This window comes from Leisingera sp. ANG59, assembly GCF_013317235.1.
Lineage (GTDB): Bacteria > Pseudomonadota > Alphaproteobacteria > Rhodobacterales > Rhodobacteraceae > Leisingera.
In genome coordinates, this window is record NZ_WLCM01000026.1 from 1 (window position 1) to 21977 (window position 21977).

The window sequence follows — 21977 nt, forward strand, 5'->3', positions numbered from 1 at the left end:
AGTTCCGAGCCAAGCGGCAAATACATCATCGAGAACTGGGGCTATGCCCATGCCAATGCCGAGGCCTTCAAATCCTCGAGAACTGGGGCTATGCCCATGCCAATGCCGAGGCCTTCAAATCCGCCGATCAGAGCCTGATCGAGACCTACGGCTTTGCCGATGTCGACACGTTCTTCGAGGGCAGCCTGTTCTTCGACGCGGTCAACCCGGAGCTGGAAGGCCGGATGCTCAAGGAATTCGAGCGCATCAAGGCAGGCTTCTGATCCCCGAAAGCGGCGGGCCAGAACGCCCGCCGCCCTCCAAGTCCAAAACCAAGACATAAAAGGATGTGCCAGCATGCCAGGCGCAAATGGGTATTCCATTCTGTTCGAGCCGGTGAAGATCGGCCCCGTCACGACCCGCAACCGCTTTTTCCAGGTGCCGCATTGCACCGGGCTGGGCCACGTCCGTCCGCAGGCGGAGGCGGCGGTGCGCGCGATGAAGGCGGAGGGCGGCTGGTCCGTGGTCTCGACCCAGGAGACCGAGATTCATCCGACCTCCGACCTTGGCCCCTATGCGGAACACCGGTTGTGGGACAAGCATGACATCCCGGCGCTGCAGCTGATGACGGAACAAGTCCACGCCAAGGGGTCGCTGGCAGCAATCCAGCTGGCCCATAACGGCCATCACGCCACCAACCACCTGACCCGCGCCCCGGCGCTGGGGGTTGGCGACCGCCCGATTGATGCGGTCTACCCGAAACAGGCCCGCGCCATGGACAAGCAGGACATCCGCGACCTGCGACGCTGGCACCGCGACGCGGCCCTGCGTGCAAAGGAGGCAGGCTTTGACATCGTCTATGTCTACGCAGGCCACCAGATGACGCTTCCGCATCATTTCCTGCTGCCCCAGTACAACACCCGCAGCGATGAATACGGCGGCTCGCTGGAAAACCGGGTCCGCCTGACCCGCGAACTGCTGGAAGACACCCGCGAGGTGCTGGACGGCCACTGCGCAGTGGCCTTCCGCTTTGCCGTTGACCAGATGATGGGCGCAGATGGCATGCAGGCCAGCGAGGAAGGCCGCGCGGTGGTGGAGATGCTGGCGGATCTGCCGGACCTTTGGGACGTGAATGTCGCCGACTGGAGCAATGACAGCCAGACCACCCGCTTCCAGCCCGAAGACGGCTATCAGATCCCCTACACCGATTTCGTGAAGCAGGTGACGAACAAGCCGGTGGTCGGGGTTGGCCGCTTCACCTCCCCTGACTTGATGGCCTCGCTGGTCTCCAAAGGCGTGCTGGACCTTATCGGTGCTGCCCGCCCCTCGATCGCTGATCCGTTCCTGCCCAAGAAGATCCAGGAAGGCCGGATCGAGGAGATCCGCGAATGTATCGGCTGCAATATCTGTGTCTCTGCCGACAATCTGGGAGCCCCCATCCGCTGCACCCAGAACCCCACGATGGGCGAGGAATGGCGGCGCAAATGGCATCCCGAGCAGATCGCCCCCAAGCAGCAGGAAGAGGCTGCGCTGGTGGTCGGTTCCGGTCCCGCCGGGCTGGAATGCGCCATGCAGCTGGCTAAGCGCGGCTATCATGTGACACTGGCCGAAGCGGCAGAGGAATTCGGCGGGAGGGTGTTGAAGGAAAGCAAGCTGAAGGGCCTGTCCGCCTGGAAACGGGTTGCCGACAACCGCCTCTGGGACCTGCAGCAGCGCGGCAATGTTCAGATGTTCACCGGCAGCAAACTTGGCGCCGCTGATGTCGCAGAACTTGGCATTCCCAATGTCTTCCTTGCGACCGGCAGCACCTGGCACCGGGACGGGCGCGGGCGCACCTCTCCGCTGCCCCTGGAGATCAAGGACATGCCCGTGTTCACCCCTGACGACGTGATGGAAGGCTCCCTGCCGCCGGACAATGGCCCGGTGCTGCTGTATGACGACGATCAGGGCTACATCGGCGGGGTGCTGGCCAGCCAACTGGCCGCCGCAGGCCGCAAGGTGGTGCTGGTGACGCCGGGCGCCATCGCCTCGGCCTTCACCGATCTGACGCTGGAACAGCACCGGGTGCAGGCGGAACTGCTGCAGGCGGGTGTAGAGATCATTCCGCTGCATTCGCTGCAATCAGCGGATGCCACCGGCGCAGACCTGTCCTGCGTCTACACCAGCCGCACCCGCCGTGTGGATTGCGCCAGCCTGCTGATGGTCACTTCCCGCCAGCGCGACACCGCGCTGTTCGATGAGCTGAAAGAAAACCACGCGGACAGTTTCACCACGCTGGAGCTGGTCGGCGATGCCGCCTCCCCCGGCCTGATTGCCGATGCGGTCTTTGCCGGCCACCTGGCGGCCCGCAATTTCGAACGCGACCCGGCGGCGGCGGATGCCGACTGGTTCCGCCGCGAACTGATTTCCCTCGAAGACATGGGAGGCGCATGATGCCCAAAGACGACCTGCAAGTGATGCGTGAGCTGATGGAGAGCCACCGCGAGGGTTTTGCGCTGGACCGCCATTTTTATACCTCTGAAGCGGTCTATGACCACGACATCAAGATGTTCTGGAACCGCAACTGGATCTGGGTCGGCCACGTCAGCCAAGTCCCGGAACCCGGCAACTATTTCCTGTTCGACTACGGGCCGGAGTCGGTGATCGTCGTGCGCGACCGCGAGGGCGACGTGCGCGCCCATATGAATGTCTGCCGCCACCGCGGCTCCCGCGTGTGTTTGGAAAAACAGGGCACCGCGCGGGTGTTCTCCTGCCCCTACCACGCCTGGACCTTCGGGCTGGACGGGCGGCTGCGCGGCGGCCGCGCCATGGGGCCGGATTTCGACCCTTCGGATTACGGGCTGTTCCCGGTGCAGGTGCAGATTTTCCAGGGGCTGATCTTCATCTGCGCCGATGAAAACCCGCCGCCGCTGGCGAAAAGCCTGGACCGCCTGGCGCCGCTGTCGGCGCCGATGGGACTGGAAAACCTGAAACTGGCGCATGAGGCCTCCTATCCGGTGCCTGCCAACTGGAAGCTGGCGCTGGAAAACTACCTGGAATGCTACCACTGCGCTCCCTCGCATCAGGAGTATTCCCGCAGCCACTCGCTCAAGGATCCGGCGGATGTGGCGAAATACGGCGCAGATCTGCGTGAACGCTCCGCCGCCATCGGCCTGCCGGTGGAGGAGCTGGACCTGACCGGTCCCAACGCACAGGCGCCCGGCGCGGATGTCTACTGGCGCCGCTATCCGCTGTTCACCGGCTACCAGACCGGCAGCAGGGACGGCGAACCGCTGGCGCCGCCGCTCGGGCAGCTCAGCGGCCATGACGGCGGTGCCACCGATCTGGCCATCGGCACTCTGAATTACTTCCTGATCTATGCGGACCATCTGGTGGCCTACCGTTTCGTGCCCCGCGGCCTTCAGGAGACCGACATCCAGATCGCCTGGTTTGTGCGCGGCGACGCGGAGCAGGACCGCGACTATGACAAGGAAGCGCTCACCTGGCTGTGGCATGTCACCTCGCTCGATGACGAGCGGATCATCCGCCACAACCAGGAGGGCGTGAACTCGCACCGGTTCGTGCCAGGCCCGCTGTCCGAAATGGAGTGGAGCCTGCCCGGCTTCTACCGCAGCTATTTCAGCATGATCTGAGAAGCCGGGATCGCTGGCGCAGGGCTATTGCACCACTGGTTCCTGCGCCAGCTCCAGGTGCAACTCGCTGCCGGTGTAGGGGCTGGCGGCGATGGCTGCATCATCCAGTTCCACCCCCAGGCCTGGCTCCCTGGAAGGGATTACATAGCCATCCTCCCAGGTGATCGCGGATTTGAGGCAGGACATATAGGGGCCTTCGAAAGTACCGATCGACTCGAGGATCAGGAAGTTCGGGCTGCAGGCGGAGATCTGGATGTTCGCCGCCGCCACCACAGGCCCGCAATAAAGATGCGGCGCGATCTGGGCCTGCCGGGTCTCTGCCATGGATGCGATCTTTTTGGCCTCCAAGAGGCCGCCGACCCGCCCCAGATCCATCTGCAGGATCGAGGCCGCCCCGGCCTCCAGCACGCGGGCGAACTCATGCTTGGTGCACAGCCGCTCTCCCGTCGAAATGGGAACCGAGGTGAACCGCGCCACCTCCGCCATATCGGCGGGGTTTTCCGGCGGCACCGGCTCCTCAAACCACAAGGGCTCATAGGGTTCCAGCCGCCGCGCCATCCGCTTGGCGCCGGAGACGGTGAACTGGCCGTGGGTGCCGAACAGCAGGTCCGCGCGGGTGCCGACCGCCTCGCGGATGCGCTTCACGAACATCTCGCTGCGCTCCAGATCCTCCAGCCGCGGCTGATGCCCGTCATAGATCGTGTACGGCCCGGCGGGGTCGAATTTCACCGCGGTGAAGCCCTGCTCCACCCGCTTCAGCGCCACCTCCGCCGCGATGTCCGGGTCGTTGTAGACGTTGGGCGTGTCCGGGTCCGGGTAGACGTCGCCTTCCGGCGGATAGAGGTAGGTATAGCTGCGAAGCCGCGCATGCACCTGGCCGCCCATCAGCTCATAAACCGGTTTGCCCGCCGCCTTGCCGATTATATCCCAGCAGGCCATTTCCAGACCGCTCAGCACTCCCATTACCGTCACATCGGGCCGCAGCGTGTAGCCTGCGCCATAGGACTTGCGCCACAGTTTCTCGATATGATGCGGATCGCAGCCTTCGAACTGGCGGGCAAACATCTCCTCTGCCATGGCGCAGCACAGGTCCGGGCCGAAGGTCGCGTTGTATATCTCGCCCACGCCGGTGATGCCGCAGGCGGTGGTCAGGCGCACAAAGATGAAGTAGCGCCCGCCGTGGCGCGGCGGCGGGTTGCCGAACACAAAGGTTTCAATCTTGTCGAGCTTCATCTGAATTTCCCTGTCATTCAGCCGCCAAGGGCCTGTTTTCATTATCTTCCAGAACCATTTCCGCGCCGCGGGCGGCCAGCATCATGGTGGGGGCATTGGTATTGCCTGAGGTCACATTCGGGAAAGATGAGGCATCAATCACCCGCAAACCTGCCACCCCATGCACCCTGAGCCGCGCATCCAACACTGAGTCGGCTGCATTATGCCCCATCCGGCACGTGCAGGAGGCATGAAACACGCTGCCCGCGCGTTCACGGAAGTTCTCCAGCAGCGCAACGTCGTCCATCCCAACGATATCCGGCGCCCGCCGCTCCTGCGTGACCCGTTTCATGGCGGGGGTGGCAGCCAGCGCCTGCAGCAGATGGCTGGCGCGGATGGCGGTTGCCTTGTCTTCCTCTGCCGACAGCGAGTTCGGCTCGATCAGCGGCGCCTGGCCAGGGTCAGCGGACTGGATATTGACCTGCCCGCGGCTGACCGGGCGGCTCGGCTGCACGCACAGCAGGAAGCCATTGTCCTTGTCGATCTGCGGCTTTCCGTTTGCCTGCGTCGAATAAGACGCAGGGTTGCAGTAGACCTGCACATCCGGCAGCGCTGCGCCCGCTGAGCGGACAAAGCCGCTGCACTGATTGACCGGCACGCTCAGCGGCCCCTTGCGGATCAGCACATATTGCAGCCCGGCCTTCATCTGCCCGGCAAAGCTGCCCAGCCTGTCGTTMAGTGTCGCGGTGTTGGCCCAGAAAAAGTGCGAGACCGCCAGATGGTCCTGCAGCCCCTGCCCCACTTGCGGCAGATCGTGCGCCACCTCGATCCCATGCCGCTGCAGCAGCGCCGCGGGGCCGATCCCCGACAGCTGCAAGAGCTGCGGAGAGTTCACCGCGCCGGCGCTTAGGATCACCTCGCGCGCGGCCATGGCGGTTTGCGGCTGGCCTTTCACCCGGAAGGCCACGCCGGCGGCCCGCCCGCCCTTGGTCAGCACTTTCTCTACCAGCGCGCCGCTGATCACCGTCAGGTTTCCGCGCTTCATCGCAGGCCGAAGGAACGCATCTGCCGAGGACCAGCGCCGCCCGTCCTTCACCGTGCTGCGGACATAACCCATGCCCTCGCCGGGCAGCGTGTTGGCGCCTTCCTCCGCCGCCGCGTTCATGTCCGGCAGGAACGGCCAGCCCATGTCCTGCCCGGCGGCGAGAAAGTTCCTGGCAAAGGAATGCATCCGCTCGCTGAGGTCGGTAACGCGCACCGGCCCCGTCCCGCGCAGGCGGCGGCGGCCTTGGTGCCATTCGTCGTTTGTTTCCAGCGCCTCATAGCTGCGGCGCACGTTCTCCCAGCCCCAGCCGGTTGCGCCTGCGGCCTCCCAGTCGTCGAAATCATGCGGCAGCCCGCGCACATAGGCCATTGCGTTGATGGAGCTGGAGCCGCCCAGCACCTTGCCCCGCGGCCAGTAGGCCTCGCGCCCGTTCAGCCCGGGATCTGCCGCGGCGGAGTAACGCCAGTTCACCTTCGGGTCCGAAAAGGTGAAGCCATAGCCGACCGGTATCTTGATCCAGAACCGCCGGTCGCTGCCGCCGGCTTCGATCAGCAGCACCTTGTGGCGGCCATTGGCAGTCAGCCGTTCGGCGAGCACACAGCCGGCCGAACCGGCCCCCACGATGATGAAGTCGAATGTCTGCGCCATGGCACGTCCGGTCCGTTGGTTTCCCCTCAGACTGCGCAGCGCGCATGACATAAATCAAACAATGTGTTTTGCCCCTATGGCCTAACTGTGCTTAAAGCATGTGCCATGACCGACCTGCCCCATGTAACTTGGCTCAAGGCCTTCGAGGCGGCCGCACGGCTGAACAGTTTCTCCGCCGCGGCGGAGGAGCTGGGCCTTACGCCTGCTGCCATCAGCCAGCAGATCCGCCTGCTGGAAAAGCACTTGAATGCCCAGCTGTTCAAACGGCTGCCCCGCGGTGTCGCGCTGACCGACACCGGCCAGGCCTATGCCCAGCCGATCCGCAAATCCTTCATCGACATGCAGCGGGCCACCGCCGGCCTGTTCGGCAAGAAACGCAAGCGGGTGGTCAGGGTGCGGGCCTCAATCTCCTGCGCGGCGCTAGTCATCGCGCCCCAGCTTGGCCGCTTTCAGGCGGCGCACCCGGATATTTTGGTGCAACTGACCACGTCGGTCTGGGCCAACCGGTTTGACGAAGAAGGCCTGGACATCGACATCCGCTATGGCGGCGACTGGCAGGAGAGCGAGGTCCTGCATCTGGGCCACGAGAACGCGGTGCCTGTGTGCAGCCCCGGATACCTGCACGATCTGGGCGGCAGCCCATCGATCCATGATCTGGCCGGATCCGACGTGGTGCAGATTTTCGGCTCGGAAACCGACTGGGGCCGCCTGTCAGAGCTGCATAGGCTGAACCTGCAAACGCCCGCGGACTGGCTCAAGGCGGATTCATCCTTGCTGGCGCTGCAAACCGTGGCGGCAGGCCACGGGGTGACGATGGTGCTGGAAAGCTTTGCCCGGCAATACATTGAGCAGGGGCTGGTGGTGGTTCCGACGGCCTACAAGCTGCCGAAACGGCGCTCGCATTACATCGTGATCAACGACAGGGCGGGCCAGCGGGAGGAGGTCAAATCCTTCTGCAATTGGCTCATGGCGCTTTACCAGGCGCTAACCTAAGGCGGTTTTCCCTGCCCGGACTCGCTGCGGCCAAGGCGGAGCCCCTACCCTCGCAGCGCGTCCAACGCTGCGGCCATTGCACTCCACAGTTCCTCAGCCGGTTCGATGCCAACGGAGATGCGGATAAACCCCGGCGCCACCGCGTCGCCCCAGCGGGCGCGGCGCTCCGCCGAGGTGTGGATACCGCCGAAAGACGTCGCAGAGCGGATCAGCGGGCAGGTGTTGATGAAGGAATCGGCCTGTTCCGCACTGTCCAGCGTGATCGAGATCAGGAAACCGAACCGGGACATCTGCTGTTTCGCCAGCTCAAACGAGGGGTCGGATTTCAGCCCCGGAAAGCGGATCGCCTGCACCAGCGGATGCGCTGCCAGCCGTTCGGCCAGCACCTCAGCGGTGCTGCACATGCGGTCAAAACGCACGTCCAATGTTTCCAGCCCACGGTGCGCGAGCCAAGCCTCCTGCGGGCCGGGGATGCCGCCGCCGAACTGGCGCCATTCGCGCGCGGCCTGCAGCACATCCGAATTGCGGGTCGCCAGATGCCCCATCAGCACGTCGGAATGGCCGCCCGGCGCCTTGGTGTCAGAGGCCACCACGACATCGGCACCCAGCTCCAGCGGGCGCTGGCCCAGCGGGGTCATGGTGGTGTTGTCGACAATCAGCAGCCCGCCAGCGGCGTGAACCGCCTCAGCAATGGCGCGGAGGTCGCACAGGTCCAGGCCGGGGTTGGACGGGGTTTCCGCAAAAACAACGTTAAAACCCTCAAATCCGCCTTCGGCAAAGCGGCTGGTTGGGCGCTGCTCGACCTGCACGCCGAGGTTCTGCAGGAACCGTTCGCTGAGGCGGCGGGTCACGTAGTAACCATCCGAGGGGATCAGGATGCGGGAACCTGCCTTGACCGTGGCAAACAACGACGCCGAGATCGCCGCCATGCCGGAGGGGTAAGCCAGCACCGGCGCATCCTCGAGGTAGCCTAGCACGTGCTCCAGATGCTCCCAGGTGGCGTTGTCGGCGCGGCCATAGCTGGGTCCGCCGCTCCAGTCGCCCGGCAGGTGGTACATCGAGCTGTGGGTCAGCGGCAGCGCCACCGGGTCGCCCTCGGACAGCGTGTTGCCGCGCAGGTGCAGCATGGCTCCGGCCTTGGGTGCGGTTGGTTTGTCCATGGGGCGCCTTTCCTGAAACTGGGGGTTTCAGGATTGATAACCGGCTCAGAAAGAAAAGAAAATCGGGAGCAACAGGTTTAGAGCGTTTCGAAACCGAACGCTGAGGGCAGCACCCGTCCGCGGGCGGAAGCGAAGCGCCCGCCCATGGGGGCGGACGGGCGCTGCCCGGCGTTGCCGCCGGGCGGTACAGTATAGAGAGTATTTACCCCATCCAGCGGCGCACCGGCGCGGCGGATTCTTCCAGCGCCTGGCAGACCACGTCGATCAGGGTCGGGCCGTCATGGGCAAAGGCTTCCTTGATCGCCTGGTCCAGGTCCTCAGGCCGCTCTACCCGCCAGGTCTTGACCCCAAAGGCCTCGGCCACCGCCGCGTGGTTGGTGCGGTTGAAGTCCACATTATAGTAGCGCTTATCGCAGTCATCCCGCTGGCTCGCCTTGATCCAGCCGAAGTTCGCGTTGGAGAACACCACATAGGTGATCGGCGCGTTGCAGCGCACCACGGTCTCCAGCTCGCCGCAGGTGAAGTTGAAGGAGCCGTCGCCCATCATCCCCACCACCTTGCTGGACGGACGCCCGAACCAGGCGCCAAGTGCTGCCGACAGCGCATACCCCAGCGCCCCATGGGCGCGGTTGGTAATGTACTGGCGGCCCGGGTGCTTCTGCTGCGAATAGGCGTTGTAATAGGGGCAGCTGGTACCGGGATCGGAAACCACGATGGCGTCGTCGGGCAGGTTCCGGTTCAGCGCGTGGATGATCTGCTCCGGCAGGACCTGATCTGTCTTGCTGTTTGCCAGTTCCTCGAACTTGGCGAACTTGCGCTGCTTGATATCGGCCACTTTGGCGGCACCGCCGAAGGACGGCAGATCACCCTCGCGGCTGTCCAGATAGGCGTTCACCGCCTGCAGCGCCAGTTTCAGGTCAGCCACCACGCCGACCTCGGTCGGGTAGTTGGCGCCGATCACCATCGGGTCGTTGTCGAAATGCACGATCCGCTGGCCAGGCTTCGGCGCTTCCCAGCGCGAGGTGGTTGTGGACCCGGCGCGGCAGCCCATGAAGACGACCAGATCGGCACCCTCCATCATTTCCCAGGTCTCATCGGTGCCGCCGTTGGAGCCCACCACGCCCAGCGACTGCGGGTGGGTGTCGGCCAGCGATCCTTTGCCGGAGATCGAGGTGCCCACGGCAAGGTCCAGGCGGGAGGCGAGCTTGCCCAGCTCCTCCATAGCGCCGGAGATCACCACACCGCCGCCGCAGACGATCAGCGGTGATTTGGCCGTAAGGATGGCCTCGACCGCGGCCTCCGCCGCGCCGGGTTCGGGCGCCGCACGGTAAGCAGGGTAGCTCTGATGCTTGGAGTCGCCCCAGATGTCATCCGCCGGCACATCGTCATACTGGATGTCATAAGGCAGCCCCAGATGCGCGGAGCCGGAGCGGCCGGTGGTCATTGCCCGGAACGCCTGGCGCACCATTCGCGGGATGTGATCAGCGCGCTTGATCACCGTGTTGAACTTGGTCAGCGGCCCCATCAGGACCTCCTGATTGACCTCGGTCAGCGGGTATTTCCCATAGGACCCCACGGAAATGTCGGTGGTGATCGACAGCACCGCATAGGAGCTTTCGTTGGCTTCAATGAGGCCCGGCAGGATGTAGGTGGCGCCGCCGCCGGACGGCCCCTCGCACACCCCCACCCGGCCGGTCACGCGGGAGAATCCATCGGCCATATAGGCCGCGCTGCGCTCGTCGCGGGTCAGGATGTGGGTGATGCCATGCTCCAGCCGGTTCATCGCATCATAAAAGGGCAGCGTGGTGTCGCCGCAGAGACCGAAGATATGGGTGACGCCGTGCGCCTCCAAGGAGCGCACCATCGCCTCAGCGCCGTTCATCGTGTTTTTCATGGGTGCCCCCTGAAGCCGTCGTGAAACCTCTCCCGGAAGACGTCCGGGATTCGTGCTCCAAACTGTATACAATTCTGTAGATGGAAGTGAAGACCGAATTTCAGTTTTCTGAAAAGACCCGCCCAAAGCCCTTCTACCTTGCAGATTTCGTGAGGATTTCAGTCACATACTTTCGCCAGGCCTCGGCAAAACTGGCGGCCAGCTGCGACAGCGGCCKCTCGCTGGGGGTGAGGATCGAATAGCCAAAAGGGATCTGCGGCTCAAACGGCAGGAACCGGATTCGCTCTTCGCCCGCGTTGCTGCGGCGATAGCTTTCGGCGCTGAGCACATCAACCACAGCACAGGCCTGGCCCGCGGCGATGAAGTGGAACAGCGGCAGAAAGTACTGCGCGTCATAGCGCAGGTTGAACTCGGCGCCCGCGGCCAGAAACACCTGCGAGGTGGCCTGATAGGTATTGTGATCCGGCTGCAGCGCGCCCATCGGCAGGCCGTTCAGATCGGCCGCCGTGATCACCTCACGCTCCGCCAGCGGGTGGTTGGCCGGCACGGCGCAGAGGCAATTGCTGGGCAGCTCCTCCGCCGTATACAACTTGCGGTCGCCGCGGAACCGGGTCATGTCGCAGAAGCCGATGTCGAAACTGTTGGCCGCCACCAGACTGCGCACCTGCGGCGACGACCGGGTGGCCAGCGTCACCCGCAGCTCGGGCTTGCCGGCCACGAAACGGCTGATGAACTCCGGCAGCAGAAAGGTCGATGGCCCCGGCATCGCTACGATGCGGATCGAGCCCTGCACCCGGTCGCGCATATTGGCCAGGTTCTGCTGCGCGGTCTCCATCCGCGACAGGATCTCGGTCGCCTCCTCCATCAGATACTGCGCTTCGGGCACCGGTACCAGGCGGCGGCCCTCGCGCAGGAACAGCGGCAGGCCCAGCTCTTCCTCCAGCGTCTTGATGGCGGCGCTGATGGCGGGCTGGGTGCGGTGCAGGTTTCGCGCCGCCTGGCTGACCGATCCGGTCTTCATGACCTCGTGAAAGACCGCAAGCTGGTGAGAGTTCATCAAAGGCCCCCTGGCGCAAGGAAACATAAATCTGATCTATATATACAGTACAATTTTAAATTTGTACTTATGCTTTTCCTTTATCATGATGCAAAAATCGGAGGAGAGAGCTGCCGGGCGAGGCCGCAGCCAAAACCAAGGGAAAAGACAATGGGAATTTTCAAGAAACTGACCGGGGCCGCGCTGGCCTGCACCATGCTGACCGGCGCCGCGGCGGCGCAGGACATGACCTTTTTCCGCATCGGAACCGGCGGTGCGGGCGGCACCTATTTCCCGATCGGCGGCATCATCGCCAATGCGATTTCCAACCCGCCGGGCTCGCGCTCCTGTGACGAGGGCGGCAACTGCGGCGTGCCGGGCCTGGTGGCGATGGCCCAGTCGACCAACGCATCGGCGCATAACGTGAACGCGATCCAGGCAGGCCAGATGGAAGCGGGCCTGTCCGGCGCCGCAACCCTGCATTTCGCCTATCACGGCAAGGGCAAGTTCGAGGGCAACGCCAAGCCCGACCTGCGGGTGATTGCCAACTTGTTCCCGGAAGACCTGCACCTGGTGCTGCCCGAGGGCCACAAGCTGGAGAGCCTTGCGGACCTCAAAGGCAAGCGCGTCGGCATCGCCCAGGCCGGTTCCGGCACCCAGATCGCGGTGGAGCTGATCCTGGGCGACCACGGCGTCAACCGCGGCAACATCGACGAGGCTGAACTGAACAACGCACAGTCCGCCGAGCGCATCGCCGACGGCCAGCTGGACGCCTATTTCTATGCCGCGGGCACGCCCGTCGCGGCGATGATCCAGCTCGACAACACCAAGGGCATGGAGCTGCACAACTGGTCGGCGGAAGAGGTTAAGATGGCCAACACCACCGTGCCCTACTACATCCCCTCGACCATTCCGGCAGGCACCTACCCGGGTGTGGACTATGACGTGAACACCGTGGCGGTCTCCGGCATGCTGGTCACCAACGCCAACATGGACGAAGAGCTGATCTATCAGATCACCAAGGCAATGTGGTCCGATACAGCCCGCAAGCTCTTGGACAACGGCCACCCCAAGGGCAAGGCGATCACCCTGGAAACTGCGCTGGACGGCGTCGAGGGCATCGGTGTGCCGCTGCATCCGGGGGCTGAACGTTTCTACCGCGAAATCGGCATGCTCAAGTAAACCTCCCCTGAACTGCGGCAGCAGGGTGCGCTTTGCTGCCGTTTTTGTTTCCCGGCGCCCCTGTCCGCAATGCGGGTGAATGGCGCGCGCCGGCACGGCCCCCGGACTGGAGACCCCGATGTCCATGGACACCCATCTCGACAACAAGGCGCTAGAGGAGCTGGAGAAGCAGTATGACTCTGCTCTGAACACGCGCGACAACGGACCCAGGCTGACTGGCGTCATCTATTGGGCCAGTATCGCCTTTGCCCTCTACCACCTGTGGACGGCTGGTTTCGGCACCCCGGTGGACCATGTGCATATGGGTATTCACCTTGCGGGCCTGTTCCTGTTCATCTTTGTGGGCTTTCCGCTGATCAAATCAGCCCGCAGCCTGGAATGGCGCGGCCCCAATCCGCTGCGCCCCGGAAACGTCCCGCTCTATGACTGGGCGCTCACTGGTCTCAGCATGGCGGCGGCGCTGTTCCTATGGGTCAGCTGGCGCGGCTTTGACATGTTCGGCTTTGACATCGCCGAACAGGCGCTGCGGCAGGGTAATCCTTCCAGCTTGGACGTGTTCTTCGGTTCGGTTCTGATCCTGACGGTTCTGGAGATTGCGCGGCGCACCATCGGCTTTGTGCTGCCGCTGATCATCCTTGTGTTCATGATCTATGCGCTGTTCGGCCCCTACATGCCCGCGCAAATCCTCAAGCATCCGGGCGTCAACTGGCAGCAGTTCGTCAACAACATGTACTTCCCGTCCGAGGGCATCTTTGGCGTGACGCTGTGGGTGGTTTCCACCGTTGTGTTCCACTTTGTGCTGTTCGGCGTGGTGGCGCAGCGGATGGGGCTGGGGCAGTTCTTTGTCGATAACGCCATGCTGCTGGCAGGCCGTTATACCGGCGGTCCGGCCAAGGTGTCGGTGGTCTCATCCGCTTTCTTCGGCACGATTTCCGGCTCGTCGATTGCGAACACGGTTTCTACCGGCTCGCTCACGATCCCCAACATGAAGAAACTGGGCTACCCCGGTCATTTCGCAGGCGGGGTTGAGGCAGCGGCCTCGGCCGGCGGGCAGATAACTCCGCCGATCATGGGGGCGGCCTCCTTCCTGATGGCCGAGTATCTGGAAGTGCCTTATACCACCATCGTGATTGCCGCGATCGTGCCGGCGCTGATGCATTATATCGGGGTGATCTCGATTGTGCATTTCACCGCCAAGAAACTGGGCCTGACCGCCTATCCCAAGGACCAGCTGCCCAAGTTCCTGCAGGTCTGGAAGGACGGCTGGTACACGATCATTCCGCTGATCGCGCTCCTCTTGGTGCTGTTCTCCGGGTACTCGCCCAACATGGCTGCCTTTATCGGTCTCAGCCTGTGTATCGTTGTCGGCTTCTGCGCCTTTGACAAACCGGCCACACTGCTGATTCCCTTTGCCCTGCTCGGCTTTATCTTGTGGAAGGCCTCGCCCTACTCCGGCGAGGGGTACACTCCGGTGATGGCCGGGATGCTGGCGGCGCTGACCATCATCGGATGCCTGCACCGCAATGAGCGGCAGAACTTCCGCGACCTGTTCGACAGCTTCCACGTCGGTGTGCAATACGCGCTGGCCGTGGGCGCAGCTTCGGCCGCGGTGGGCATCGTGGTCGGTGTGATCAACACCACCGGCGTCGGCTTCCGTCTTGGCTTCATGGTCACCGGCGGTGCGGCGGATATGGCGGCAGCGATTGCACCCTTCCTGGACTGGACCTCCATCGAGGCGTTCAGCCAGCCGTCGATCCAGCAATTCCTGTCGCTGGTGCTGATCGCCATGGCCTGCATCCTGATGGGCGCCGGCCTGCCCACCACTGCGCTCTACATCATGCTGGTGGCGGTTGCGACGCCTGCCCTCAGCCAGCTCGGCGTGCCGCCGCTCGCCACCCATATGTTCGTGCTCTACTACGGTGTGATTTCCGAGATCACCCCGCCGGTCTGCGCCTCGGCCTATGCGGCGGCAGGGATTGCGGGCTCCAACCCGTTCCGCACAGGTCTCAATGCCTTCACCCTGGGGCTGGGCAAGCTGATGGTGCCGATGGTGTTTGTCTACGCGCCGACCATGCTGATCGTGCTGCCGGAGCATTTCACGCTGCTCAGCTTCACTCAGGTCACCCTGACCTGCGCGGCTGGCGTCTTTGCCATCGCGACGGCTGTCTCGGCCTACTTCCTGGCCCCGCTCAGCGGCATCTGGCGGCTGCTGATGGCCATCGGCGGGCTGCTGCTGGTGGCGCCCTCCGGCGGCTCCGACATCGCGGCACTTGTGGTGATGGCACCGGTGCTGGTGCAGCAACTGGGCCAGCAGCGCAAACTTCCGGCCGGGGCCGCGCAATGAGCGGCCCCGCCTCCCCCGATGTCACGGTCCTGGGGGCCGGGATCGTCGGCATCTGCTCGGCCCTCTCCCTGGCCGAGCGGGGCCTTCGGGTCCGGCTTATCGACCGGGATGCGCCAGGCCAGGCGACGTCTTACGGCAATGCTGGCATCATCTCCCCCTGGTCGGTGGTGCCGCAATCCATGCCAGGACTGTGGAAGAAGGTGCCGGGCTGGCTGCTGGATCCGCTGGGGCCGGTGACGGTCAAACCTGCCTACCTGCCCAAAGTCGCCCCTTGGGGTCTGCGGTTCCTGTCGGAAGGGCGCGCGGGGCGGATCCGGCAGATCTCCGACGCGATGGACACGCTAAACCGCAACTGCGTGGAGCTGTACCGCCAGCACCTAGCGGGCACCGGGCATGAGGATCTGGTGCAGGACAGCTATTACGTCCATGCCTTCCGCAACGCGGATGCCGCTGATCTGAACTCGGTGGATTACCGGATGCGCGGCGAACGCGGCGCTGACATGGAACGTGTTGGCGCGACAGAGCTGCGCGATCTGGAACCGGCGCTGACGCCGGATTTCCAGGCCGCGATCCTGATCAAGGGCCAGGCCCGGGCGACCTCCCCGGGCCGGATCGGCACCGTTCTGGCGGAGAAGTTCCAGGCGATGGGCGGCGAGATCCTGACCCGGACGGTGCGGGGCATTCTGCCATCGGAGACCAGCGGCTGGACCTATACCACCGAGGCCGGCCGGGAATGGACGCCCAAGCTGGTTCTGGCGATGGGAGTCTGGTCCGGCGAGCTGCTGAAGCCGCTGGGCATCAGTATCCCGATGGAATCCGAACGCGGCTACCACGTGTCGTTTCGAAACCCTGGCGTCGCGCTCAACAACTCGATCATGGATATGGACATGAAATTCGTGGCCTCCTCGATGGAGGAAGGGCTGCGGGTGGCGGGAACCGCCGAGTTTGCGGGCCTCGATCAGCCGGTGAACCGCAAACGCCTCGACGGTCTGGTGAAACTGGCCAAGGCGCTGCTGCCGGACCTGCGGGCAGACGACTTGGACACCTGGTCCGGCCAGCGCCCCAGCCTGCCCGACAGCCTGCCCTGCATTGGCGAGGTCGAGGGCTTCCCGGATCTGATCGCCGCCTTCGGCCACAGCCATTACGGGCTGATGATGGCCCCGAAAACCGGGCGGCTGGTGGCGGATATCGTCAGCAAAACTCCTCTGAACGAAGACCTCTCGCCGTTCCGGGCGCGGCGTTACGAAAGGATCAAGGCATGACCATCCACCCCGGCGGGCAGAATATCTGCGGCGTCTCCATCGGCGTGCTGGCGCTGGAAAGCTATTTCCCCAAGCCGCCCGGCCATATCAAGAACCCCTCCAGCCTGCAGTTCACCACGCTCTATGAAATGGTGGACGGGATCACCGTGCCGAAACTGCTGGCGAACCCCACCGGCGAGATGAAGGACCGGCTGATCAACGCTGCCAAAAGGCTGGAGGCCAAGGGGGTGCGGGCGATCACCGGCTCCTGCGGGTTTCTGGCGATTTTCCAGAAGGAGATCGCGGCGGCGGTGAATGTGCCGGTGTTTGTCTCCTCGCTGATCCAGGTGCCGCTGGCGCATCAGATGACCGGGCGCACGGTGGGGGTGATCACCGCCTCCGCCGGCAGCCTGACCGATGCGCATCTGCAAGGTGTTGGCGCGGAGAACACACCCATCGTGGTGCAGGGGCTGGACGATGCAGAGGAGTTCTCCACCGTCATCCTGCGCAACGAGCGCACGGCGATGGATCTGGCCAAGGTGGAGGCCGAGCTTCTGTCCGCCGCCAAGGGCATGATTGCCCGCAACCCGGAGATAGGCCCAATCGTTCTGGAATGCACCGACCTGCCGCCCTATGCCCATGCCCTTCAGGCAGAGCTGAACCGGCCGGTGTTCGACATCATCACGCTGTCGGAGATGGTGCATAGGGCCGCGCTGCGGGTGCCGTTTTCAGGGTTTATCACCTGAAGCGGTGAGGGCAGCGCCCGTCCGAGGGCGGACGGGCGCTGCCCGGCGTCCCGCCGGGCGATTCCCTACAGAGATTTCCGCCCCTCAGCCCCGGATTTTTTTGTATCTCCCTGCCGGGCAATCCCCCTACTGTGACGGCAAATCAAACGCCTTCCGGTTGGACTTGCCATGCCCCAGATCACTGACGCCCTCCTTGACCAGATCCGCGCCCGCTTTGCCCAGGTGGACGAATGCCCCCAGCAGGGGCCACGCGTGTTTTTTGAGAACGCCGGCGGCGCTCTGACGCTGAACGCGGTGGCAGAGACCTCCGCCCGCTATGCAGCGATCCCCGACAACCAGGGCCGCGACAACCCCGGCAGCCATGAGCTGGTGCGGGTGATCACCAAGGCCAAGGATGACATGCGCATCATGATGAACGCGCCCGGCGGCCAGTTCTTTGCCGGCGAAAGCGGCACCGAGCTCTTGTTCCGCCTGATCATGAACGCCTGCCTCGGCACCGCTGAGGGCGGCACCGTGCTGGGCTCGACGCTGGAGCACCCGGCCACCCGCTCCGCCTGCGCCCGCTGGGCCGGGGTGGCAAGTCAGAAACACGTGCTGATCCCGCATGACGACGCCAGCGGCACAATCACCGCTGAGGCTTACGCCAAGGCAGTCACGCCGGATACGGTGGTGGCCACAGTCGTCCATACCTCGCCGGTCACCGGCATGGGTGTGGACGTCGCCGCCTGCGCTGCCGCCATCCGCGAGGTCGCGCCGGAGTGCTTCATCATCGTGGACGGCATCCAGCACGCCGCCCACGGCCGTATCGACCTGACCGCCTACGGCGTCGATGGCTATGTGATCTCGCCTTACAAGATGTTCTCGCGTCACGGCTATGGTCTCGCCTGGATTTCGGACCGGCTGACTGCCCTGCCGCATAATGCGCTGATCGACGGGCCTGCGGAAAACTGGGAAATGGGCACCCGCGACACCGGCAGCTATGCCACCCTGTCCGATGTTGCAGATTACCTCGAATGGCTCGGCGGAGAGGTGAGCGATGCCACGGACCGGCGCGCAAAATTTGTGGCGGCGGGCGAGGCTATCCACACCCACGAGAAAGCCTTGACCGATGCGATGATCCGCGGTACCGGCAACCTGCCCGGCCTGGCAGAGATGGAGGGTGTCACCATTCTGGGCGGCGCCGACAACCCCGCGCGCGAGGGGCTGGTGTCGCTGGCCGTGGCCGGCGTGTCTTCGGTGGATGTGGTCAAACGCCTGAACGAGCAGGGTATCCGCACCCATCTGCGCAAGGCGGACCATTACTCCGGCAATATCCTGACGCCGCTTGGCATGGACAGCTGTGTCCGCGTTTCCATGTGCCACTACAACAGCGTCGGCGAAGTGGCGAAGTTCCTCGGCGTGATGAAAGAGATCACGGGTTAAGGTCGCTCAATCTGGTAGCAAGTCAGTGCTGAGGGCAGCGACCGGCCCGACGGGGTGGAAGCGAAGCGCCCGCCCCGTGGGGGGCGGGCCGGGCGCTGCCCGGCCTGTCGGCCGGGCGGTACCATTAGAAGCAGGGTGTTCCGTCCGCCTGCCAATGACCCAACAAATCCGTGGCCTTTGGGTTTGAATTCTTCACGGGTCATCCCCTGCCTCCGCCGCTAGGGTCGCCGGGAAGGACACAGCGGCCCGCCCCGGCCTGCAGGGCGCGCTGTTTCAGGCACGCAGGCAAGGGAACATGACGCATGAAAACCCATGCACAGGCAGTTGTCATCGGCGGCGGACTGGTCGGCTGCTCGATCCTCTACCACCTGGCGAAACTCGGCTGGACAGACGTGGTTCTGCTGGAACGCGATGAGCTGACCGCGGGCTCCACCTGGCACGCGGCGGCCAACATTCACGGGTTGCACGACAACAACAACGTGACCCGCATCCAGCACTACACGATGAACCTCTATAAGGAGCTAGAGAAGGAAACCGGCCAGGGCTGCGGCGTGTTCCAGCCCGGTTCCCTGTACCTTGCCAAGACCGAGGAACGCGAGCACCAGCTGCGCCTGCAGGAGGCCAAGGCGAAATACTACGGCCTGAACTTCTTTGAGGTCAGCCGCGAGCAGGCCAAGGAACTGCACCCGCTGGCCCAATTCGACGACATCCGCTGCATCATGTTCGAACCCGATGGCGGCAACGTCGACCCCTCCGGCGTGACCATGGCCTATGCCGCCGGCGCCCGCGCCATGGGCGCGCAGATCGAACGCTTCTGTCCGGTGATCGGCACCGAACAGCAGCCCGACGGCAGCTGGATCGTGAAGACCGAAAAGGGCGACATCCACACCCAGTGGGTGGTCAACGCAGGCGGCCTCTGGGGCCGCGAAGTGGCGGCGATGGCGGGCCTCACCCTGCCGCTGCAGCCGACCGAGCACCAGTATTTCGTCACCGAAACCATCGACGAGGTTGCTAACCTTGGCCGCCGCCTGCCCTCGATCGCGGACCGCGACGGCGAATATTACTTCCGCCAGGAGGGCAACGGCTTCCTGATCGGCGCCTACGAGAAAGACATGCGGTTCTGGGCCGAAGAAGGCACGCCCTGGGATTTTGCCCATGAGCTGTTCCCCGACGATCTGGACCGGATCATGGAAAACGTGATCCGCGCAACCGAACGTGTTCCTTGCGCCGAGACCGCAGGCGTCAAACGCGTCATCAACGGCCCGATGATCTGGTCGCCGGATTCCAACGCCATCTGGGGCCCGGTGCCGGAGCTGAAAAACTATTTCTGCTGCACCGGCATCATTCCCGGCTTCTCCCAGTCCGGCGGCCTCGGCCTGCTGGCGGCGCAGTGGATGATCGAGGGCGAGCCGCAATACGACATGTTCGCCTGGGATCTCGCGCGCTTCGGCGACTGGGCCGACAAGAAATTCACCAAGGCCCGCGTCGAGGACCAGTACGCCCACCGCTTTGCCATCCACTTCCCGAACGAGGAACGCAGCGCCGGCCGCCCGGCCCGTGTGCGCCCGGCATATGAGCTGCAAAAGGAAATGGGCTGCGTCTTTGGCCTCAACTGCGGCTGGGAGCATCCCCTGTGGTTCTCCGGCACTCCCGGCACCCAGGACACCAACAGCTTCACCCGCCAGAACTGGTGGGAGCCGGTGGGCCGCGAGGTCAACATGCTGCGCGAGAACGTCGGCGTGATCGACATCTCCAACTTCGCCAACTACGTGATCAAGGGTCCGGGCGCGTTTGAGTGGCTGGACAAGCTGGTCGCCAATAAGGTGCCAACCGAGGTGGGACGCTCCTGCCTGACCCCCCTGATTTCCGTACGCGGCGGCGTGGCTGGTGACTTCACCATCACCAAGGTGGCGGATGATGAATACATGATGGTCGGCTCCGGCATGGCGGAACGCTATCACCAGCGGTTCTTCAACATGGTGGAACTGCCGGAAGGCACCACCTTTGAGGTCGCCACCAACCGCATCGCGGGCTTCAACGTCGCAGGCCCGAAATCGCGCGACATGCTGCAGCGGATGACCAATGCGGATCTGTCGAACGAGAACTTCCGCTTCATGCGCTCGCGCACCATCGAGGTGGCAGGCGTGGAATGCCTGGCGATCCGCGTCTCCTTCACCGGCGATCTGGGCTGGGAACTGCACTGCGCTGAAGGTGATCAGGTCAAGCTGTACTCCGCCCTGCTGGCAGCGGCCGCAGAGTTCGGCGGCGGCCCCGTTGGCGGCCGTGCGCTTGGCTCCCTGCGGATCGAGAAAGGCTATGGCTCCTGGGGCCGCGAATACAGCCAGGAATACTGGCCGCAAGAGGTTGGCCTCGCCGGTCTCATCAAGCTGGACAAGGACTTCCTCAACAAGGACGCCTATCTCAAGATCAAGGACAACGCCCCGCGCGAAGTTCTGTCAGCCTTCGAGATCGACGCGGTGAACGATGCCGATGCCTCGGGCGGCGAGCCGGTCTTCACGCCCGAAGGCAAACCTGTGGGCCGTGTCACCTCGGGCGCCTATGGCTACTCAGTCGGCAAATCGCTGGCGCTGGGATATGCCAACCCCGAGGTTGCCAAGCCGGGGGATGAGGTCGAGGTCTATATCCTCGGCAAACCGCACAAGGCGCGGATCCTGGAAGCCGCGGCCTTCGATCCTTCGGGTGCACGGCTGCGGGCCTGATCAAAGGACAAGGGCCGCCCTTCGGGGCGGCCTTTTTTACAGCGGCTGCATCCCCGCGGTCAGCCAGTTTGCAAAGGCCGCCTCATCCACATCCCCCGTGGCCAGATCCTCCATCATCCGCACGCCTTCAATCGGGTCCGGGCGGAACTGATAGCCGTTCAGACGCAGGAAGGTCACGGCAGTCACAAAGGCCGTGCGCTTGTTGCCGTCAACAAAAGCATGCGCCTTGGCAATGCCGAAAGCGTAGGCGGCGGCGACCTCTGCCACGCCGGCATCGGAATAGGCGGCCAGGTTCATCGCGCGGGCGCAGCCCATTTCCAGCAAAGCCTTGTCGCGCATCCCCGCTGCACCGCCATGGCGCGAAATCTGCCGATCATGGAAAATGGTCACCGCCGCCAGCGGCACCCAGGTGTATGTGCTCACGCCAGCGCCTGCAGCAGGTCGCGGTTCTCATCCATCACCACCTCAGCTGCGGCCAGCGCCTCGGCCACCGAGGGGTCATGCGCCATCACCTTGAGGCTGCCGTCATCGCCGCGCACCACAAACAGCGTGTCGCCTTCCTTGGCGTCCAGCATCGTCAGCATCTCCGTCGTCAGCGTGATGACGGCGGAGTTTCCGACTTTCCTGATCTTGGTCTCAATCATTGGCAGGCCTCGCGTATATATACCCGTATATACGCGAAGAGCCGCAAGAATTCAATGCTGCCGCAGTCCCCAAGGTCCG

At 64.1% G+C, this 21977-nt stretch carries 16 protein-coding genes and 1 pseudogene; 10 read left to right on the forward strand and 7 right to left on the reverse strand.

Annotation, left to right across the window (positions count from 1 at the left end):
- From GKC28_RS18515 to GKC28_RS18525, 3 genes and pseudogenes are all read left to right on the forward strand, one after another.
- Positions 1–263: pseudogene (locus GKC28_RS18515) on the forward strand (hypothetical protein); the annotation flags it as partial.
- Positions 264–336: 73 nt separating this feature from the next.
- A complete protein-coding gene (locus GKC28_RS18520) occupies positions 337–2412 on the forward strand; it encodes an FAD-dependent oxidoreductase (protein ID WP_174148484.1) in 2076 nt (691 codons plus the stop codon).
- Positions 2412–3611 (forward strand): aromatic ring-hydroxylating dioxygenase subunit alpha, encoded by a 1200-nt coding sequence (locus GKC28_RS18525; protein WP_174148485.1) that lies wholly within the window; start codon positions 2412–2414, stop codon positions 3609–3611. The genes GKC28_RS18520 and GKC28_RS18525 overlap by 1 nt, the downstream gene beginning before the upstream one ends.
- A gap of 24 nt (positions 3612–3635) precedes the next feature.
- On the opposite strand, the gene GKC28_RS18530 is transcribed toward GKC28_RS18525, so the two are convergent.
- Positions 3636–4844, reverse strand: a complete 1209-nt coding sequence (locus GKC28_RS18530) for a mandelate racemase/muconate lactonizing enzyme family protein (RefSeq protein ID WP_174148486.1) — start codon at positions 4842–4844, stop codon at positions 3636–3638.
- Positions 4845–4857: 13 nt separating this feature from the next.
- Positions 4858–6516 (reverse strand): GMC family oxidoreductase, encoded by a 1659-nt coding sequence (locus GKC28_RS18535; RefSeq protein WP_174148487.1) that lies wholly within the window; start codon positions 6514–6516, stop codon positions 4858–4860.
- Positions 6517–6621: 105 nt separating this feature from the next.
- On the opposite strand from GKC28_RS18535, the gene GKC28_RS18540 reads away from it, so the two are divergent.
- Positions 6622–7509 (forward strand): LysR substrate-binding domain-containing protein, encoded by an 888-nt coding sequence (locus GKC28_RS18540; RefSeq protein ID WP_174148488.1) that lies wholly within the window; start codon positions 6622–6624, stop codon positions 7507–7509.
- Between the two features lie 44 nt (positions 7510–7553).
- On the opposite strand, the gene GKC28_RS18545 is transcribed toward GKC28_RS18540, so the two are convergent.
- From GKC28_RS18545 to GKC28_RS18555, 3 genes are all read right to left on the reverse strand, one after another.
- Positions 7554–8669, reverse strand: a complete 1116-nt coding sequence (locus tag GKC28_RS18545; RefSeq protein WP_174148489.1) for a cystathionine gamma-lyase — start codon at positions 8667–8669, stop codon at positions 7554–7556.
- A 202-nt stretch (positions 8670–8871) separates the two neighbouring features.
- The gene (locus GKC28_RS18550; protein ID WP_174148490.1) at positions 8872–10563 is read right to left on the reverse strand and encodes a thiamine pyrophosphate-binding protein; all 1692 of its coding nucleotides are present in this window, start codon (positions 10561–10563) and stop codon (positions 8872–8874) included.
- Positions 10564–10696: 133 nt separating this feature from the next.
- A complete protein-coding gene (locus GKC28_RS18555) occupies positions 10697–11620 on the reverse strand; it encodes a LysR family transcriptional regulator (protein WP_174148491.1) in 924 nt (307 codons plus the stop codon).
- A gap of 150 nt (positions 11621–11770) precedes the next feature.
- Here GKC28_RS18555 and GKC28_RS18560 point away from each other — a divergent pair, with 150 nt between their 5' ends.
- The 6 genes from GKC28_RS18560 (at position 11771) to GKC28_RS18585 (ending at position 21254) form a co-directional block, all read left to right on the forward strand.
- On the forward strand, positions 11771–12781 hold the full coding sequence (locus tag GKC28_RS18560; protein WP_174148492.1) for a TAXI family TRAP transporter solute-binding subunit: 1011 nt from the start codon (positions 11771–11773) through the stop codon (positions 12779–12781).
- A 118-nt stretch (positions 12782–12899) separates the two neighbouring features.
- Positions 12900–15125 carry a TRAP transporter permease gene (locus GKC28_RS18565; RefSeq protein WP_174148493.1) on the forward strand — a complete coding sequence of 742 codons (2226 nt, stop codon included), beginning with the start codon at positions 12900–12902 and terminating at the stop codon, positions 15123–15125.
- Complete coding sequence (locus GKC28_RS18570) at positions 15122–16387, forward strand: FAD-binding oxidoreductase (protein WP_174148494.1); 1266 nt, start codon at positions 15122–15124, stop codon at positions 16385–16387. The genes GKC28_RS18565 and GKC28_RS18570 overlap by 4 nt, the downstream gene beginning before the upstream one ends.
- Positions 16384–17112 carry an aspartate/glutamate racemase family protein gene (locus GKC28_RS18575; RefSeq protein WP_174148495.1) on the forward strand — a complete coding sequence of 243 codons (729 nt, stop codon included), beginning with the start codon at positions 16384–16386 and terminating at the stop codon, positions 17110–17112. The genes GKC28_RS18570 and GKC28_RS18575 overlap by 4 nt, the downstream gene beginning before the upstream one ends.
- A 168-nt stretch (positions 17113–17280) precedes the next feature.
- Positions 17281–18534 (forward strand): aminotransferase class V-fold PLP-dependent enzyme, encoded by a 1254-nt coding sequence (locus GKC28_RS18580; RefSeq protein WP_174148496.1) that lies wholly within the window; start codon positions 17281–17283, stop codon positions 18532–18534.
- Positions 18535–18836: 302 nt separating this feature from the next.
- Positions 18837–21254, forward strand: coding sequence for an FAD-dependent oxidoreductase (locus tag GKC28_RS18585; RefSeq protein ID WP_174148497.1), 2418 nt, complete (start codon positions 18837–18839; stop codon positions 21252–21254).
- 36 nt (positions 21255–21290) lie between these two features.
- On the opposite strand, the gene GKC28_RS18590 is transcribed toward GKC28_RS18585, so the two are convergent.
- Both GKC28_RS18590 and GKC28_RS18595 read right to left on the reverse strand, forming a co-directional pair.
- Positions 21291–21677, reverse strand: coding sequence for a type II toxin-antitoxin system death-on-curing family toxin (locus GKC28_RS18590; RefSeq protein ID WP_174148498.1), 387 nt, complete (start codon positions 21675–21677; stop codon positions 21291–21293).
- Positions 21674–21898: a transcriptional regulator/antitoxin MazE gene (locus GKC28_RS18595; RefSeq protein WP_174148499.1), complete on the reverse strand. Its 225-nt coding sequence runs from the start codon at positions 21896–21898 to the stop codon at positions 21674–21676. The genes GKC28_RS18590 and GKC28_RS18595 overlap by 4 nt, the downstream gene beginning before the upstream one ends.
- Between the last annotated feature and the right edge of the window lie 79 nt (positions 21899–21977).